Below are 16,439 nucleotides of genomic sequence, written 5' to 3'. Positions count from 1 at the left end.
CTCAGCCGTCCGCCTCCGGCGACCGGCTGGTCGGCGGGGGCGGCGGGGGCGGCGGAGGGCCGGCGATCGGTGGCGGGGGCGGGACGGGCGGCATCGCCTCGTGCGCCGACGCCTCGTGCGCAGACGCCTCGTGCGGCGTCGCGTCGTGGCCCGACTCGTCGTCCGTCGCCTCGGCGGCGGCGAGCTCGCCGGCGCGATCGACGACGAGGGCCTTCAGTCGCTCGGCGGTGTCCAGCGACATCCCGGGGACCGAGATGCTGCCTCCCGCGGTGCGGAGCTGGAGGGTGGCGAGCCCGAGTCGACGCTCGATCGGACCGCGGTCGATCCCGACGTCCTGGACGCGCGCGTACGGCGCCGTGCGGACCGTGCGGTTGAGCAGCCCGCGTCGCGCCGAGACGTCGAGCTCGCGCACCGCGTACCCCATCGAGCGAACCTCGAGCGCGGCGACGACGGCGCTCGACGCGACCAGCACGAGCGCGAGCAGACCGATCGCGATCGCCGGCACCACCGGCGCTCGAGTCGCGGCGACCGCCGCGACGACGACCGCGACCACGACCACGGCCGCGGCCAGAGCGCCGAGGAGTCGCAGGCGCAGGTAGAGCGGGTGGAGCGGTTCGAACTCGACGTCGTCGAGACGTGGGAGGTGCGCCGAGGCGATCGGGTCGTTGCGGACCTCGCCGAACTCGCCGCCACCGTCGTTCGTCACGTCCCGAGCGTACCGATGGCATCGGCTCCGACCCGGACCTCGGTGCCCGCCGTCCGCGTCCGAGCCCGCGCCGCCTCCGAACGTCGCCGTGGACTCCTAGCGTGCAGACCGTGAGCGCCACGTCCGGCCATCGCCCCGCGCCGGCGCGGTCCACCGCATCGGAGCGGGCGTCGCAGCGGATGTCGACCGCTCGCCCCGAGGCCCTCTTCGTGCTCTCCGCGATCGCCCAGTACGTCGGGGCGGTGATCGCCGTCGGCCTGTTCGACGAGGTCGAACCCCAGACCGTCGCGTGGTTCCGGGTGATGGGCGCGGCGATCGCCCTGCTCGCGGTGTCGCGCCGGTGGCGCTCGGGATGGACGCGCTCGCAGCTCGCGGGCGTCGCCGTGTTCGGGACCGCGACGGCCGCGATGAACGTGTTCTTCTACCTGGCGATCGATCGCATCGACCTCGGCAAGGGCGTGACGATCGAGTTCATCGGCCCGATCGCCGTCGCGGCGTGGTCGACCCGCAGCCGCCGCAACGCGCTCGCGCTCGCGTTCGCGGTCGGCGGCGTCGCCGTCCTCGGCGGGGTCGAGCTCGACGACAACGTCACCGGCCTTGCGTTCATCCTCGCGGCCTCCGCGATGTGGGCCGCGTACATCGTGGTCGGCTCGAAGGTCGCCGAGGTCGACCGCGGCGTCGCCGGCCTCGGCCTCGGCCTCGCGATCGGGTCCGTCGTCGTCGCGCCGATCGGCGCGCCGTGGAGCGGGCCGGTGTGGGTGAGCCCCGGCCTGCTGGCGCTGTGCCTGCTCGTCGGGGTGTTCTCCAACGCGATCGGGTACGGCATCGACCAGTTCACGATGCGTCGGATCCCGATCCGACGGTTCTCGCTGCTGCTCGCCCTGCTCCCGGTCACCGCCGCGCTGATCGGGTGGGTCGCGCTCGGCCAGCGGCCCTCGCCGGTCGACGCCGTCGGGATCGTCCTCGTCCTCGTCGGCGTCGCGATCCAGGAGCGCGACGAGATCGAGCGCGTCGAGCGGGTCGTGCGCGCCGATCCCGGGTGACCGCCCTCTCGACCACCCCGCGTGACCTCGGGTACGCTCGAGAGGAGACGACGACACCCGGGAGGGACGATCATGGCGAACACGCTCGACGACAAGTTGGCGGAGCTCCAGGACGAGGCGACCAGCTCGAAGGAGGATCTCGCCGCCGAGCGCCTGCACCGCAAGCAGCGGCTGGCGTGCGGTCTGCGCACGATGGGCCGACTGCACCTCGCCGAGGGGGTGGCCGGCCACGTGACGGTTCGCGACCCCGAGCACGCCGACCGCTTCTGGGTCAACCCGTTCGGCAAGAACTTCAAGCTGATGACGGTGAGCGACCTGATCTGCGTCGACCACTCCGGCGAGATCGTCGAGGGCGACGGTGCCCTCAACCAGGCGGCGTTCGCGATCCACGGCCAGATCCACCAGGCCCGACCCGACGTCGTGGCCGCCGCGCACTCGCACTCGATGTACGGCAAGACCTTCTCGTCGCTGGGTCTGCCGCTGAAGATGATCACGCAGGACTCGACGATGTTCTACGACGACGTCGCGCTGTGCAACGACGGCAGCGGCGCCGTCGTCCTCGACACCGAGGTCGGCCGCAAGATGGCCGCCGCCCTCGGTGACCGCAAGGCGCTGATCCACCAGAACCACGGTCTGGTGACGACCGGCGGGTCCGTCGACGCGGCGGTGTGGTGGTTCATCGCGCTCGAGCGCTGCTGCCAGAGCCAGCTCGTCGCCGAGTCGGCCGGGACCCCGATCGAGATCCCCGAGGAGTACTGCCGCGACGGCTTCAAGGCCCAGGGCAGCGACGTCGCCGGGTGGTTCCAGTTCCAGCCGTTCTGGGACGAGCTCGTCGCGCGCGAGCCCGAGTTCCTCGACTGACGACGTCGGGCCGGCCGACGCCGCCCCGCTCGGGTCGCGACCGGCTCAGTCGAGGCCGGGGGCGCAGAGGCCCTCGAGCTCCTCGATGCGGATGCGATCGCGGTTCTCCCAGGTGACCTGGTTCGACGGGTCCGACTTCAGGTTGAAGGTGCGGAACTCCATCTCGGTCGTGTCGATCGTGAGGATCCGTCCGACCAGTCCCTCCCCGAGGCCGAGGATCAGCTTGATCGCCTCGAGCGCCTGGATCGAGCCGACGATCCCGGGCAGCACGCCGAGCACGCCGGCCTCGGCGCACGACGGCGCGAGCTCGGCGGGGGGCGGCTCGGGCACCATGTCGCGGTAGGTCGGCCCCTCGGTCGGGTGGAACACGCTGACCATCCCCTCGAAGCGGAAGATCGACCCGTGGACGACGGGGATGCCGAGCTTGACGCTCGCGTCGTTGAGCAGGTACCGGCTGGGGAAGTTGTCGGCCCCGTCCACCACCACGTCGTAGCCCTCGATGATGTCCATGATGTTCGTCGCGTCGAGGCGGGTGTCGTAGGTGACGACGTCGACGTCGGGGTTCAGCATCGTGAGCGTCTTCTTCGCCGAGTCGACCTTGCGGTCGCCGATGCGGTCCACGTTGTGCAGGATCTGGCGCTGCAGGTTCGACGAGTCGACGTCGTCCATGTCGACGATCCCGAGCGTGCCGACCCCGGCTGCGGCGAGGTAGAGCGCGGCGGGCGAGCCGAGCCCGCCGGCGCCGAGCAGCAGCACCTTCGACTCGAGCAGCTTGATCTGACCTTCGACGCCGACCTCGGGCAGGAGGAGGTGGCGCTTGTAGCGGTTCGCCTGCTCGGGGTTCAGCGACGCCGGGGTCTTCCAGTCACGGCCCTCGTCCTTCCAGCGGCCGAATCCGCCGTCCATCGAGACGGCACCGGTGTAGCCGAGCTCCTCCATCGTCTGCACGGCGAAGGCCGAGCGGACCCCGCCGGCGCAGTACACGACGACGGGCGCCTCCTTGTCGAGCAGCTTGCCCTCGACCTGGGCCTCGAGGTGGCCCCGGGGGATGTGCACGGCGCCGGGGAGCGCCCCCTCGGCGTACTCGTCGGGCTCGCGCACGTCGAGCACGAGCGCGCCGTCGGCGATCCTCGACTCGGCCGACGAGGTGTCGACCTCGGTGATCGAGGACTTGGCGGCGGAGAGCAGGTCGCGGAACGTTGCCATGCGACGAGCCTAACGGCGAAAGCCGATCGGTCCGGTCGGGTATCGGTGCCCGGGGGCCTCGACGGACGCGGGTCGGGGGACGTCGTCGCCGGGTTCTTCGCCTCACCTGTTCGAGTGAGCCGCCTCCCGTGCCGATAGGCGCTCCATGGAGGTCGAGACGGGATGCGCGCTCGACGGTGGGCCGCCCGACGCCGCCGTCGTCGAGATCGACGCCATCCCCGTCGCGACGGCCGCCGTGGATCCCGACGGGACCATCGTCGCGGTGAACCCGCGCTTCGCGCAGCTGTCTACCCTCGCCGTCGGCGGGCGGATCGATGGCATCGTCGCGCGGGGCCGGCGCGACGAGGTGCGGGCGCTGCTGCATCGCGGGGACGGGACCACCACCGTTCCGCTCGACGGCCCCGTCCACCTCGTCGGCCCGGCCGAGGTGACGGTCGCGCGCTCCGCGGCCCCACGCGCGATCGTGGTCTTCGTCGTCCCGCTCCCCCTGGGGGACTCGGCCGTCGCTGAGCTCATCGACCGGGCGCGCGCCCACGACCTGCACGACCAGGGGGTCGTGGTCGGCGACGGCTCGCGCATCGTGCACGTGAACGCGACCGCCGCGGCCATCTACGGCCGCCCGGCGCACGAGCTGCTCGAGATGGGTTCCCTCTTCTCGCTGTTCCCCCTCGACGAGCGGCGGCGGATCGACGATCTGGTCGCCGAGGCCCGTGCGGCGGGCGTCGCGATCCCCGACCGCTTCGAGACCTTCGTCGACCGGCCCGACGGCTCGCGCCTGGCGGTCGACATCTGGGTGAAGGCCACGCTCTCCGCAGACGGGGGCGCACGCACCTACACCCTCATCTCCGACGCCACCGCCCGGCGCGAGCAGGAGCGGCGACTCACCGCGATGGCGCACCACGACCCGTTGACCGGGCTCGCCAACCGGCACCTGCTCGTCGAGCGGATGACGAGCGCCCGGTCACGGATCGCGACGGGCGCGGACGCGGGTGCGCTGTGCTTCATCGACCTCGACGGCTTCAAGGACGTCAACGACGACCTCGGGCACGGGGTGGGCGACGAGGTCCTGGTCGAGATCGCGTCGCGGCTGCGGTCCCACGTCCGCCCGTGCGACACGGTCGCTCGCGTCGGTGGCGACGAGTTCGTGGTGCTGGTGGAGGGCGCCGAGTCGGCGGGCGACCTGGCGACGCTGGGAGAGAGGTTGCGCTCCGTCGTGCGCCAGCCGGTCGAGCGCGACGGATGGACGGTGACCGTCGACGCGAGCATCGGAGCGATCGCACTCGACGATCCCGACGCGGACGTCCGCGAGCTGCTCGACCGCGCCGACCGCTCGATGTACGAGCAGAAGCGATCGCGACGAGCGGGGACGCCGCCGCTCAGGGTCGCCGGATGACCGACCGGACGGCACCGACCGTCTCGTCGTCCATCGAGGTGATCCCGTGCTCCGTGCGCGCGTGCTCGGCGACCTGCGACATCAACGCGGACTCGTCCTCGGCCTCGAAGACCGCGGCGCACCCGGGGATCACGTCCCCGCAGCTCAAGTTGACACCCATCGACGTACCTCCCTGTGTGCTCGCCGTCACGGACCGTAGCCGATGCGGCCGAGGCGTGCCGCGTGCGGTCAGGCGCCCGGGACGAGGGCCGGGAGGATGTCGCCGATCGAGCCGACCAGCAGGTGGTCGGCGTAGCGGTCCATCGCGGTCTCGTCGCCGTTGACGATCACCACGTCGGCTCCCGACGCCTTGGCTCGCGGCACGCAGTTGGCCGCCGGGAACACCGACAGCGTCGAGCCGACGGCCAGCATCACGTCGCACTCCTCGCTCACGCGCAGCGCCCGATCGATCACCTCCGGCACGAGCGCCTGACCGAAGCTGATCGTGTCGCTCTTGACGATCCCGCCGCACTCGAGGCACGCCGGATCGGGCTCACCGGCGCGGACGCGGTCGAGCGCCTCGGCCATCGGGCGCCGGTCCTCGCACTCCCAGCAGCGCGAGAACCAGACCGTGCCGTGGACCTCGATCACCTTGTCGGGGTCGTTGCCCGCCTTCTGGTGCAGCCCGTCGATGTTCTGGGTCACCAGGGCGTGCAGCCTGCCCTGTCGCTCGAGCTCGACGATCGCCCGGTGGCCGTCGTTCGGCTCCGCCGACCACGCCGGGGTCGTGAGCCGGTTCTGCCAGGCGGCGACGCGCACCCCGGGCTCGTTGAGGTAGTGGGTGATGTTCGACGCCTTCTCGGCGGCCGGGTTCTTCGTCCACACCCCGTCGGGGCCGCGGAAGTCGGGGATCCCCGAGTCGGTCGAGATCCCCGCCCCCGTCAGCACGACGATCCGCTCGGCCGACTCCACGAGGCTCCGGGCGGTGTCGAGGTCCGGTGGCGCGCTCACCCGCCCGATCATGCCAGCCGACGCCCGGATCGGCCACCCGGAGGGCGATCGCCGGCGGCCTCGACGACGGGCGCCGCTCCCCGGCTGCCGGCCGCGGCGCACCGGTAGCGTGGAGGGCCGTGTCGAACCAGGTGGTGGACGAAGCGCAGCGTCGTCGGACGTTCGCGATCATCTCGCACCCCGACGCGGGCAAGACGACGCTCACCGAGAAGTTCCTGCTCTACGCCGGTGCGATCCAGTCGGGAGGCGCGGTCAAGGCCCACGAGGGGCGCCGGGCGGCGACGTCGGACTGGATGGACATGGAGCAGAAGCGCGGGATCTCCATCTCGTCGACGGCGCTCAACTTCCCGTACCGGGGCCACGAGCTCAACCTGCTCGACACCCCCGGGCACCGCGACTTCTCCGAGGACACCTACCGCGTCCTGTCCGCGGTCGACGCGGTGGTGATGGTCCTCGACTCGGCGAAGGGCATCGAGCCCCAGACCCTGAAGCTGTTCGAGGTCTGCCGCTCGCGCGAGCTGCCGGTGCTGACCTTCCTCAACAAGCTCGATCGGCCCGGCCTCGAGCCCCTCGAGCTGCTCGACCAGATCGAGGACCAGATCGGGCTCCGCCCCACGCCGGCCACCTGGCCGGTCGGCTCGTTCGGCGACCTGCGCGGGGTCCTCGACCGCCGCGACGACGTGTTCACCCGCTTCACCCGCACCGCCCGGGGCAGCCAGATCGCGCCGGAGGAGGACGTCCCCGCCGAGCGGGCCGCCGCCGAGGAGGGCGCGGCGTGGCTCAAGTGCGCGGAGGAGTCCGAGCTGCTCGAGGCGACCGGGGCCGACGTCGACCTCCCGTCGTTCCTGGCCGGCGCGTCGACCCCGGTGTTCGCCGGCTCGGCGCTGACCAACTTCGGGGTGCGCCACCTGCTCGACGCGATCGTCGACCTCGCCCCCGCTCCCGGCGGGCGCGCCGACGTCGACGGGGCGGTGCGCCCCCTCGAGCAGCCGTGCTCGGCGTTCGTGTTCAAGGTGCAGGCCAACATGGACCGCAACCACCGCGACCGGATCGCGTTCGCCCGCATCTGCTCGGGGCGCTTCGAGCGCGGGATGGTGATGACCTGCGAGCGCACCGGCCGCCCGTTCGCCACGAAGTACGCGTCCACCGTGTTCGGCGCCGAGCGCACGACGATCGACGAGGCGTTCCCCGGTGACGTGGTCGGTCTCGTCAACGCGACCGGGCTCAACATCGGTGACACCCTCTACGACGAGTCGGGGCCGGCCGTCGAGTTCCCGAAGCTGCCGCAGTTCGCCCCCGAGGTGTTCGCCACCGCCCGCCCCCAGGACTCCGGCAAGGTCAAGCAGTTCCGCAAGGGGCTCGACCAGCTCGGCGAGGAGGGCGTCGTCCAGGTGCTGCGCGACCCGGACTGGGGCGAGGCGTCGCCGGTGCTCGCCGCGGTCGGCCAACTCCAGTTCGACGTGTTCGCCAACCGCCTCGACGTCGAGTTCAACGCCCCGATCGAGCTGTCGGGGTCGCCCTTCCAGGCCATCCGCCTCACCGATGCGCCCTCCGCCGACGCGCTGCGGGCCAAGCAGGGCGTGCGCATCCTCCAGCGCACCGACGGCGCGCTCGTCGCGCTGTTCGAGAACCGCTACGCGCTCCAGCGCATCGAGGCGAACGAGCCCGAGCTCACCCTCGACCAGATCATCGCCTGACGGTCGCCGCCCGTCGGACGGCCGGAGCCGGCGCGCTCGATGCGGTCACCAGCTCCCCGAGCTGCCCCCGCCTCCGCCGCCGCCGACACCGCCCCCGCTGAAGCCTCCACCGCCGCCGCCGGAGCCGGAGCTCGACGGAGGCGTGCGCGCCGAGCGGAACGACGAGCCGTACGAGTGCACCAGCAGCGGGGCCGTGAACCGCTCGGGGTGCGCGATGTCGCTCGACTCGATCGCCGCGGACCACGCGGTCGCCTCCCCGAGAGCGACGGCCCACGCCGAGTACTCCCGGACGAGGCCGTGCTCCCAGGCCCACTCCACGTGGCGTGCCTCGCTCGCCTCCAGGAACCGACGGAACGACTCGGTCCTCAGGGCGAGGGCGGAACCGGTCGCGGTGCGCGAGGCGAGCATCGTCCAGTAGGCCGTGACCGCGAGCGCGATCGTCACGACGACGGTGAGCGCCACCGCTCCGAGCCAGTGGCCGAACGCCCCGAACACGGAGATCGCGACGGCCGCCGACGTGGCCGTCGTCGCGAGGACGAACAGCGCCACCAGCGCGTACACGACGACGCGCACGACCGACGACGAGCCCGACGAGCCCGACAGCGGCGAGTCCCACCACCCGGCGGAGTCCACGAGCCGCTTCTGCTCCGCTCGGATCCTCGACCAGACCGAGGTGAAGGCGGGGTCGTACGTCCCGAGCTCGACGGCGGGGCCCCGCTCGAACAGCTGGGCGAGGTGGCTGCGGTCGACGGCGCTCAGGCGCGCCGTGGCCTGCCCCGGGCGCAGGACCAGATCGGACCCCTCCCCCGTCACCACGATCGCCTCGCGCCCGATCATCTCGGAGAACCACGCCGAGACGCTGTCGTCGTCGACCCGTTCGCGCAGCAGCACGTAGCCCTGCCACGGCTCGACCCCACGGGGCGGGGAGAACTCGATCGTCGCCAGCTCGGCGAGGCGGTCGTCGGGGACGCGGTGGGTCGGCACGTCGGCGACCGGATCGCCCTCCCGGGGGACGCCGAGCGGGGAGGCGAGCTCGCCGTGGGCGGCGTCGGCGGCCCCGCCGGCTCCGAACACGACGTTCGAACCGGACCGACGGAACCAGCGGTGGATCGCGAGCGCGATCAGCGCGCCGATCCCCAGCTGCAGGAGACCGAGCGGTCGGAACCCCGTGCGCACCCGGTCGGGCAGGGCGGGCGGCTCGGGCACCGCGGTGTCGACGACCGCGTCGACGTCGGCGAACACGCTGATCCCCTCGCGGGCCTCGAGCGGCTCCACGACGGCCCGGTACCGACCGTCGGACACCCGCTCCAGCGTGCACCCGCCGAACTGCCCCGCCGTCCCGACGTCGCAGCTCGGGTCGCTCAGCTCGAACCCGACGAGGTCGACCTCGAAGCGGTCGGTGCGCAGCGCCTCGTCGGTCCCGATCACGTCGAGCGCCAGACGCCCGGACGCGAGCTGCGCGTCGGGGAGGGTGTACTCGAGCACGTAGCGGCGCTGACCGGTGAAGGTGATCGCCGGGTCGCCGATCCGCAAGCGGGTGTCACGTCCGATCGGGAGGACGTCGAGGGTCGCGTCCGCGTCGGGCGACGACGCGGTGACGTCGACGGGGGCGCCGAAGTCGTTCGGCACGATCCGCTGGTAGCCACGGCGCTCGCTCGACCCGAAGTCGATGTCGACGACCTCGCGGATGCGCACCCCGTCGGGTCGGTCCACGCCCGCCGGCGTGACGACGACCTGCTTGGCGTCGAAGTGCTCGGAGCGCAGCACCCCGTCGTCACCGGCGCCGACGACGCCGAACGCACCCAGCGCCGCGGTCCCGAGCACACCGGCCGCGACGACCACGTGGCGCAGCGGTGAGATCGACCGGAGCACGACGTCAGCGTCGCGGATCGCGCGGTCGGTCGGCCACCGGGTTCGCGCTCGGCGGCCGGGTGCCCCCGCTCACGTGCGCGCCAACTCGACGAACGTGCGGCCGGTGTCGAGCGGGATCGGCTCGCCCGACGCGGGGTCGATGAACACGAACGGGTCGTACGGGGAGGCCCGCGTCCACGCGCCCTCGATCGCGAGGCCGTCTCGGTGGATCGTCGCCTGGCCGAACCCGACGGTGATCGGGTTCGGCGATCGGGCGTCGACGGTCGACGGCGGGTGGGCGGTGCGCACGACCACCACGTTGCTCGCCGTGATCTGCGCGCCCGACACGCCGACGTGGCGGTTCCCGTTCTGGGAGCGGAGGTACACGCCGAGCTCGGGATCCCAGCGCCACCCGGCGATCAGGTTGTCCATCCCGACGTCGAACGTGGTGTCGGCGCCGACCACGAACCCCTCGGGCGGCGTCCACGCCTCGTCGAACGTCCACAGCGGCCGCGCCGGCCCCGGCTCGATCGCGGTGGTCACCGCGCAGGCCGGATCCAGGAGCAGGTTGTGCGGCGCCCGGCGCGACGAGGTCCGCTGGTAGCACGGGTTGAACTGGGCGCTGAAGTCGACGAGGACGCCGGCCGCGGCGGCCGATCCGACCCACCGGGTGACGCCCGGGTTGCCACCGGACCAGGCGAGGACCGGTCGGTTCATCCCCGCGAGCAGGTCGAGGTCCCCGGTGCGCGCCGAGCGCACCGGCCCGGCACGGTCGGGGAGCTGGCTGTGGAACAGGGCGACGAAGCGCGTGATGCCCTCGACGTTCTCCTCGATGACCACGTCGGCCACGTCGAGGCCCCACTGGGGCCGCCCCTGGGGGCGGTTGTCGATCTTGACCGCGAGGATCGGCCGACCGGTGATGCTCTCGTCCGCCGGGGAGCCGAGGAGCGCGGCGACCCCGTCGAGCGGACCGGCGAGCTCGTAGGGCGGCCACACCGGGATGCCGGCACCGTCGAGGATCGTCGTCGGCGGGGGGAGCGTCGTGGTGGTCGTGGTCGTGGTCGTCGAGCTCGTGGTCGTGGTCGTCGTCGTGGTGGTCGACGTCGTGGCGGTCGTCGTGGTCGCCGGCGTCGTGGTCGTCGTCGCGGCGCTCGTCGTGGTCGCGGCCACCGAGCCGACCCGATCGGCGCCACCGCCGGCGGTGCTCGCCACCGTCGCGACGACGGCGGCGACGAACGCCACGAGGCCGAGACCGACCGCGGTCCGACGCCGCCGGTACACCGCGGCGTCGTCGCGCGATCCGGTCGGCGTCTCACCGTCGGGCGTCGCGGCAGCGTCGCCGTCGGGGGTCTCGGTCACGTCGACCGACGGTAGCCGGGTGGGCGCGGCGGACCGGGTCACCGGAATCGCTTCCGGTTCCGCGTTCTGATCACCCACGGAAGACGTGCCGACCCCTCCCGACGCGACCGATCCCCGGAGGAACCCCACGTGGACGAACCCACCGACATCCCGCCGCTCGCCGCCGACATCGGCCCGCCCCTCGCCGCGCCCCCTCCGCCCGCCGTCGCCCCGTCCCGGCCGATCCCGCCACCTCCGGGTCACCACGTCGCCCGGCCCGGATCGCGGCACGAGGGACCGACAGCGACGGCCGCGCCGGGATCGCGCCGCCACCCGGCCGACCCCGCGAGGGCGTCGACCTCCGATCCCGAACCGGCCCCCGGGTCGACGGTCACGATCCGGCCGTGGATCGACCCCGTCGTCGACGAGTCCGGTCACGATCCACGCTCGCTCTACGTCGAGCGGTTCTGGCTCGGGGTGCTCGGCCCGACGGCGACGTGGCTCGTCCGTCGCCTCGTCGCGGGCTTCGAGACCTCCCCCGACGGCTACGACCTCGACCTCGCCGCCACCGCTCGCGCGATGGGGCTGTCGTACTCACCGGGCCGCTCGTCGCCGTTCTCGAAGGCCGTGCAGCGATGCACGATGTTCGGGCTGGCCCACTCCACCAGCGACGGGCTCGCGATCCGGCGCCGGATCCCGACCGTCGCCCACCGGCACCTGCGGCGGATGCCCGACGCCGTCGTCGAGGCCCACGAGAGCTGGCAGCGCACCACCATCACGATCGACGAGCTCTCGCGCGCCCACCGCCTGGCGGTGGCGATGCTCGAGGTCGGCGACCCGGCCACCGCCATCGAGCACCAGCTCGTCGCCCTCGGGGTGAACGACGTCGCCGCCGCCGAGGCCGCCGACAACGCCTGTCGGCTCGAGGCGCCCTGACCCGGGCCGACCGCCCCGGCACGACCGGGCGGCGCGCGCCTCCGGCATCGATCGTGTTCGGTCGGTCCGCGGGCGCGGGCGCCACGTAGGTTCACCCCGTGGTCCCGACCATCGAGATCGACTCCACGCGTGCCTGGGTGGCGGCGGTGGCGGCCTCGACCGCGAACGGGATGGCCTTCGGCACGGCCTACACCTTCGGCACGTTCTTCGACTCGATGGCCGACGAGTTCGGCGCCCAGCGCGGATCGACGGCGCTGCTGTTCGGGATCACGCTGCTGTTCTTCTTCGGCTTCGGCGTCGTCGCCGGGCCGCTGTCCGACCGGTTCGGGCGGCACCGCCTGTTCGTCGTCGGCGCGACGCTCTTCGTCGTCGGTCTCTGGCTGACCGCACGGGTGTCGAGCATCGAGGTCGGCTACGTCACCTACGGGGTCGGGGTCGGCATCGGCTCGGGGTGCTTCGTCGCCCCGCTGACCGCTCAGGTCGGGCAGCTCTTCGTCCGCCACCGCGGCCTCGCTCTCGGTGTGGTCGCGACCGGGAACGGGGTGGGGACGCTGGTGCTCAGCCCGCTGTCGGAGAGCCTGATCGCGTCGGGCGGGTGGCGATCGGGGTACCGGGTGCTCGCCGTCGTGGCGGCGGTGATCTTCCTCGCCGCGCTCCCCGCCGTCCGAGGACGACCGGCGGCCCCCGACACGGCGAGCTCCGGGCTCGCGCCGACGGGCTTCCTGCGCACCCCGGCGTTCGCGTCGCTGTTCACCTCCGGCACGCTGATGTCGGTGGGGCTCTTCGTCGCCTTCGCCTTCGTGGTCCCCTTCGCGACCGACGAGGGCGTGAGCTCCGCGGGGGCATCGCGCCTGGTGGCGGTCATCGGCCTGGCCAGCATCGTCGGGCGGCTCGGCCTGACGAGCATCACCGACCGGCTCGGGTCGGTCGCCGTCTACCGCGCCGCGCTCGCGATCCAGCCGGTCGCGTTCGTGGTGTGGCTGATCGCCGGGGGCAACTACCCCCTGCTGGTGCTCTTCGCCGTGGTGCTCGGGGTGTCGTACGGCGGCTTCGTGGCCGTCGCCCCCGCGTTGCTCATCGACGTGTTCGGCACCGAGGACCTCGGACGCAAGATGGGCGCGGTCTTCTGCGGGTTCGGGATCGGCGGCCTGATCGGGCCGACGCTCGCCGGGTCGGTCGCCGACGCGACCTCGGGGCGGTCGGCGCCGATCGTGCTGGTGCTCGTGATCCTCGTCGTGGCGCTCGCGACGACGTCGCCGCTCAGGCGAGCCGCGACGGCGCCGGCTCCGGTGCGCTGAACGAGCACGCGAGGTCGATCAGCAGACGGGTCCCGAACCCGGTGGCGCCCTTGGCGTAGATCCCCTCGTCGCTGTCGACCTTCATCGGCCCCGCGATGTCGAGGTGGGCGTAGGGCACGTCACCGGTGAACTCCGACAGGAAGATCGACGCCGTGATCGTCCCCGCGTACGGGCCGCCGATGTTGCGCATGTCGGCCACGACCGAGTCGAGCAGCTTGCGGTAGCGCTCGGTCTCCAGCGGCAGCTGCCACGTCGGTTCGCCGACCCGTTCGCTCGCTGCCGACACGGCGTCGATCCAGTTCTGGTTGGTCCCGAGGAGGCAGGCGACCTCGGGGCCGAGCGCGGTCAGCGCCGCACCGGTGAGCGTGGCGATGTCGACGATCGCGTCGACGCCCTCCTCGACGGCGAGCGAGAGCCCGTCGGCCAGCACGAGGCGGCCCTCTGCGTCGGTGTTGTGGATCTCCACCGTCTTGCCGTTGCGCATCGTGAGGACGTCGCCCAGCTTGAGCGCCGAGCCCGACGGCATGTTGTCGGTGCACATCAACCACGCGGTCACCTTCGTCGGGCAGTCGAGCGCACGCAGGGCCGACATCGCCGACAGCACGGCCCCGGCTCCGGACATGTCCATCTTCATCACCTGGTGGAACGCGTCGTTGCCCTTGATGCTGATCCCGCCCGAGTCGTACATGATCCCCTTGCCGACCATCGCGAGGTGCGCGACGTCGCCGTCCGCGCCGTCGGGGGTGTAGGTCAGCTTGACCATCCGCGGGGGCTCGGTGGAACCTCGGTTCACGCCGAGCATGCCCCCGCACCCCATCTGCTCAAGGTCGTCGCGGTCGAACACCTCGACCTCGAGCCCGGCGTCGGGGCCGAGATCGACCGCGCGCCGAGCGATGTCGGCGGCGTTGAGGTAGGTGGGCGGGGTGTTCGCGAGCTCGCGCGCGAGCGCCGCGGCTCCCGCGATGGTGCGCCCGCGCTCGATCCCCGCGCCCACCTGCTTCGAGCGCTTGGAGGCGGCCAGCAGGGTCAGCTCCGTCAGGTTCGACGCGACGTCGTCGTCACCCTTGAGCCCGACGTAGCGGTACGACGCGAGCAGCGCCGCCTCGGTGACCGCCTGGGCCGCCTCGGTCGGGTCGAGGCTCGTCGCGTCCGCGAGGTTCGTCGCCAGGTGATCGTGGCTCGACGCGGCGCGCGTGAACGCGGCGGCGGCTCGGCGCAGGACCCCCGCGTCGGCCTCGTCGGCGTCGCCGATGCCCACGGCGACGAGCAGACCGTCGTTCGACGGGACGGCGAGCGTCTGGCCCGGCTTCGCGTGGAAGCCGTTGTCGGTGAGCGTCGAACGGCTCACGCCGAGCTGGCGTGGGACGGACCCCGACGCCGCCACGGCGTAGCCGACGGCCGTCGCGCCCTCGGGCACCGACCGGGCGGTGGACACGGAGACGGAGCTGACGGCGTGGCTGGCATCGGTCATGGTCGTCATCATGCCCGGTCGTCGGGCGATGACCGACACCGATCTCGCGTCGGCGCGGATCGAGCGACGCCTCAGGCGCTCTCGGTGGCGGCGACCGACATCGCGTCGTCGGTCGCCTCCTCGCCGGCGCCACCGGCCGGGGCGTCGACCTTGACCGACGTCCGCTGGCGGCCCTCGAGGAACCGTGCCAGCCGGGCGATGGCCCACACCAGCACGAAGTACACGACCCCGATCATCACGTAGGCCTGGAAGTTCGTGGTGGCGCCGAAGTTCGCCGTCCCCGATCCGCGGCGCACGAACTCGACGTAGCTGATCACGAAGCCGAGCGACACGTCCTTGGTCAGGGTCGCCATCTGCGCCACGAGGGCGGGGATCATCCGGCGAACGGCCTGGGGCAGGACGACGAGGAACATCGTCTGCCAGTACGACATCCCGACCGAGTGCGCGGCCTCGGACTGGCCCGAGTCGAGCGAGCGCACGCCGGCGCGGAAGATCTCCGAGAGCACTGCCGAGTTGTAGAGCACGAGCGCGACGACGATCGACCAGAACGTCCCGAGGAGCGCGTCCCCACCCCGCCCGCGCGAGAACGACGTGTCGAGGTAGAACACCCCGAAGATCAGGAACAGCAGCGGGAGCGCACGGAAGAGCTCCACCCACGCGACGGCCACGATCTGCACCGCTCGCGACTTCGCCAGGCGCATCAGGGCGAGCGCGAAGCCGAGCACGGTCGCGATGATCGCCGCGACGACGGCCGCCTCGATCGTTCCAACGAGGCCGCCGAACAGGAACTTCACCGTCGCCCACTCGGTGAGCGCACGCCACCCGGCGATCTCCGTCTGGCCGTTCTCGTCGAGCTTGCGGTACGCCCACCACAGCACGAGCGCGAACACGACGAGTGCGACCGCGGTGCCGATCCGGACGCGTCGCTTCCCGCGCGGGCCGAGCTCTTCGGTGATGACGTTCGCGGTGCTCATCGCTTGATCGAGTAGCGCGCCTCGAGCCACCGGAAGACGAAGCCCATCGGCAGCAGGAAGATCAGGTAGATGACGGCGACGACCGCCAGCACCCTCCACGTCCCGACCGCGGCGTTGTTGAACATCCGCTGCGAGAGCGCCGTGAGCTCGACGACCGAGATCGTCGACGCCACGGCGGTGTTCTTGAAGTTGGCGACGAACAGGTTCCCGATCGGGCCGATGACGGTGCGGGTGGCCTGCGGGATGACGACGTTCGAGAGCAGCTGGACGAAGTTGAGCCCGATCGCCCGGCCCGCCTCGGCCTGGCCCTGCGGCACCGCGTTGATCCCCGAGCGCAGGGCCTCGGCCATGTAGGCACCGGTGTACAGGCCCAGCGCGACGGCCGCGGTGGGGAAGAAGTCGTAGACCAGCCCGAGGTCGCCGAGGCCGAACAGGGCCAGGAAGAACACGACCAGCAGCGGTGTGTTGCGGAACAGCGACACGAAGAAGCTCGCGAACCGCACGAGCGGCGGGACCGGGCTGACCCGGAAGGAGACGATGACGATGCCGACGACGATGGAGATGGCGAAGCTGACCAGCGCCAGCTTCACCGTCGTCCAGGTCGCGTCGACGAGCTGGTCGCCGTACTCGTCGAGGAACTGCGACCAGGTCATCGTGCCTCCTCCCGGGTCAGGA

The 16,439-nt window shown here is 72.3% G+C and carries 15 protein-coding genes; 6 read left to right on the top strand and 9 right to left on the bottom strand.

Annotation, left to right across the window (positions count from 1 at the left end):
• Window position 1: 1 nt before the first annotated feature.
• On the bottom strand, window positions 2–706 hold the full coding sequence (locus ACOOHC_RS05705; RefSeq protein ID WP_420453045.1) for a PH domain-containing protein: 705 nt from the start codon (window positions 704–706) through the stop codon (window positions 2–4).
• A 110-nt stretch (window positions 707–816) separates the two neighbouring features.
• Between ACOOHC_RS05705 and ACOOHC_RS05700 the strand changes: the two genes are divergently transcribed.
• Together ACOOHC_RS05700 and ACOOHC_RS05695 are read left to right on the top strand one after the other, a co-directional pair.
• Window positions 817–1,749, top strand: coding sequence for an EamA family transporter (locus ACOOHC_RS05700; protein ID WP_420453044.1), 933 nt, complete (start codon window positions 817–819; stop codon window positions 1,747–1,749).
• A gap of 72 nt (window positions 1,750–1,821) precedes the next feature.
• Window positions 1,822–2,610: a class II aldolase/adducin family protein gene (locus ACOOHC_RS05695; protein WP_420453043.1), complete on the top strand. Its 789-nt coding sequence runs from the start codon at window positions 1,822–1,824 to the stop codon at window positions 2,608–2,610.
• 45 nt (window positions 2,611–2,655) lie between these two features.
• On the opposite strand, the gene moeB is transcribed toward ACOOHC_RS05695, so the two are convergent.
• Window positions 2,656–3,816, bottom strand: a complete 1,161-nt coding sequence (gene moeB, locus ACOOHC_RS05690) for a molybdopterin-synthase adenylyltransferase MoeB (protein ID WP_420453042.1) — start codon at window positions 3,814–3,816, stop codon at window positions 2,656–2,658.
• A gap of 145 nt (window positions 3,817–3,961) precedes the next feature.
• On the opposite strand from moeB, the gene ACOOHC_RS05685 reads away from it, so the two are divergent.
• A complete protein-coding gene (locus tag ACOOHC_RS05685) occupies window positions 3,962–5,209 on the top strand; it encodes a diguanylate cyclase (protein WP_420453041.1) in 1,248 nt (415 codons plus the stop codon).
• On the opposite strand, the gene ACOOHC_RS05680 is transcribed toward ACOOHC_RS05685, so the two are convergent.
• Window positions 5,193–5,369 carry a DUF1059 domain-containing protein gene (locus tag ACOOHC_RS05680; protein WP_420453040.1) on the bottom strand — a complete coding sequence of 59 codons (177 nt, stop codon included), beginning with the start codon at window positions 5,367–5,369 and terminating at the stop codon, window positions 5,193–5,195. The genes ACOOHC_RS05685 and ACOOHC_RS05680 overlap by 17 nt on opposite strands.
• Window positions 5,370–5,437: 68 nt before the next feature.
• Window positions 5,438–6,211 carry an SIR2 family NAD-dependent protein deacylase gene (locus tag ACOOHC_RS05675; protein ID WP_420453039.1) on the bottom strand — a complete coding sequence of 258 codons (774 nt, stop codon included), beginning with the start codon at window positions 6,209–6,211 and terminating at the stop codon, window positions 5,438–5,440.
• Between the two features lie 107 nt (window positions 6,212–6,318).
• On the opposite strand from ACOOHC_RS05675, the gene ACOOHC_RS05670 reads away from it, so the two are divergent.
• Window positions 6,319–7,896: a peptide chain release factor 3 gene (locus ACOOHC_RS05670; RefSeq protein ID WP_420453038.1), complete on the top strand. Its 1,578-nt coding sequence runs from the start codon at window positions 6,319–6,321 to the stop codon at window positions 7,894–7,896.
• A gap of 45 nt (window positions 7,897–7,941) precedes the next feature.
• On the opposite strand, the gene ACOOHC_RS05665 is transcribed toward ACOOHC_RS05670, so the two are convergent.
• Window positions 7,942–9,768, bottom strand: coding sequence for a DUF2207 family protein (locus ACOOHC_RS05665; protein ID WP_420453037.1), 1,827 nt, complete (start codon window positions 9,766–9,768; stop codon window positions 7,942–7,944).
• Between the two features lie 69 nt (window positions 9,769–9,837).
• A complete protein-coding gene (locus ACOOHC_RS05660) occupies window positions 9,838–11,106 on the bottom strand; it encodes a DUF3048 domain-containing protein (RefSeq protein ID WP_420453036.1) in 1,269 nt (422 codons plus the stop codon).
• A 129-nt stretch (window positions 11,107–11,235) separates the two neighbouring features.
• Here ACOOHC_RS05660 and ACOOHC_RS05655 point away from each other — a divergent pair, with 129 nt between their 5' ends.
• Window positions 11,236–12,021, top strand: a complete 786-nt coding sequence (locus ACOOHC_RS05655) for a hypothetical protein (protein ID WP_420453035.1) — start codon at window positions 11,236–11,238, stop codon at window positions 12,019–12,021.
• Window positions 12,022–12,119: 98 nt separating this feature from the next.
• Entirely contained in the window at window positions 12,120–13,319 is a 1,200-nt protein-coding gene (locus ACOOHC_RS05650) for an MFS transporter (protein ID WP_420453034.1), read from the top strand.
• On the opposite strand, the gene ACOOHC_RS05645 is transcribed toward ACOOHC_RS05650, so the two are convergent.
• The 3 genes from ACOOHC_RS05645 to ACOOHC_RS05635 all read right to left on the bottom strand — a co-directional run bounded on the left by ACOOHC_RS05645 (window position 13,282) and on the right by ACOOHC_RS05635 (window position 16,417).
• Window positions 13,282–14,790 (bottom strand): leucyl aminopeptidase, encoded by a 1,509-nt coding sequence (locus ACOOHC_RS05645; RefSeq protein WP_420453033.1) that lies wholly within the window; start codon window positions 14,788–14,790, stop codon window positions 13,282–13,284. The two genes, ACOOHC_RS05650 and ACOOHC_RS05645, sit on opposite strands and share 38 nt — an antisense overlap.
• A 71-nt stretch (window positions 14,791–14,861) precedes the next feature.
• Window positions 14,862–15,764 (bottom strand): amino acid ABC transporter permease, encoded by a 903-nt coding sequence (locus ACOOHC_RS05640; protein WP_420453032.1) that lies wholly within the window; start codon window positions 15,762–15,764, stop codon window positions 14,862–14,864.
• Window positions 15,761–16,417, bottom strand: coding sequence for an amino acid ABC transporter permease (locus ACOOHC_RS05635; RefSeq protein WP_420453031.1), 657 nt, complete (start codon window positions 16,415–16,417; stop codon window positions 15,761–15,763). Before ACOOHC_RS05635 ends, ACOOHC_RS05640 begins: the two co-directional genes overlap by 4 nt.
• Between the last annotated feature and the right edge of the window lie 22 nt (window positions 16,418–16,439).

It is taken from the genome of Ilumatobacter sp., from assembly GCF_965215205.1.
Lineage (GTDB): Bacteria > Actinomycetota > Acidimicrobiia > Acidimicrobiales > Ilumatobacteraceae > Ilumatobacter_A.
The sequence above is the reverse complement of the archived record's forward strand: the minus strand, read 5'-3'. Positions and strand labels throughout refer to the sequence as shown.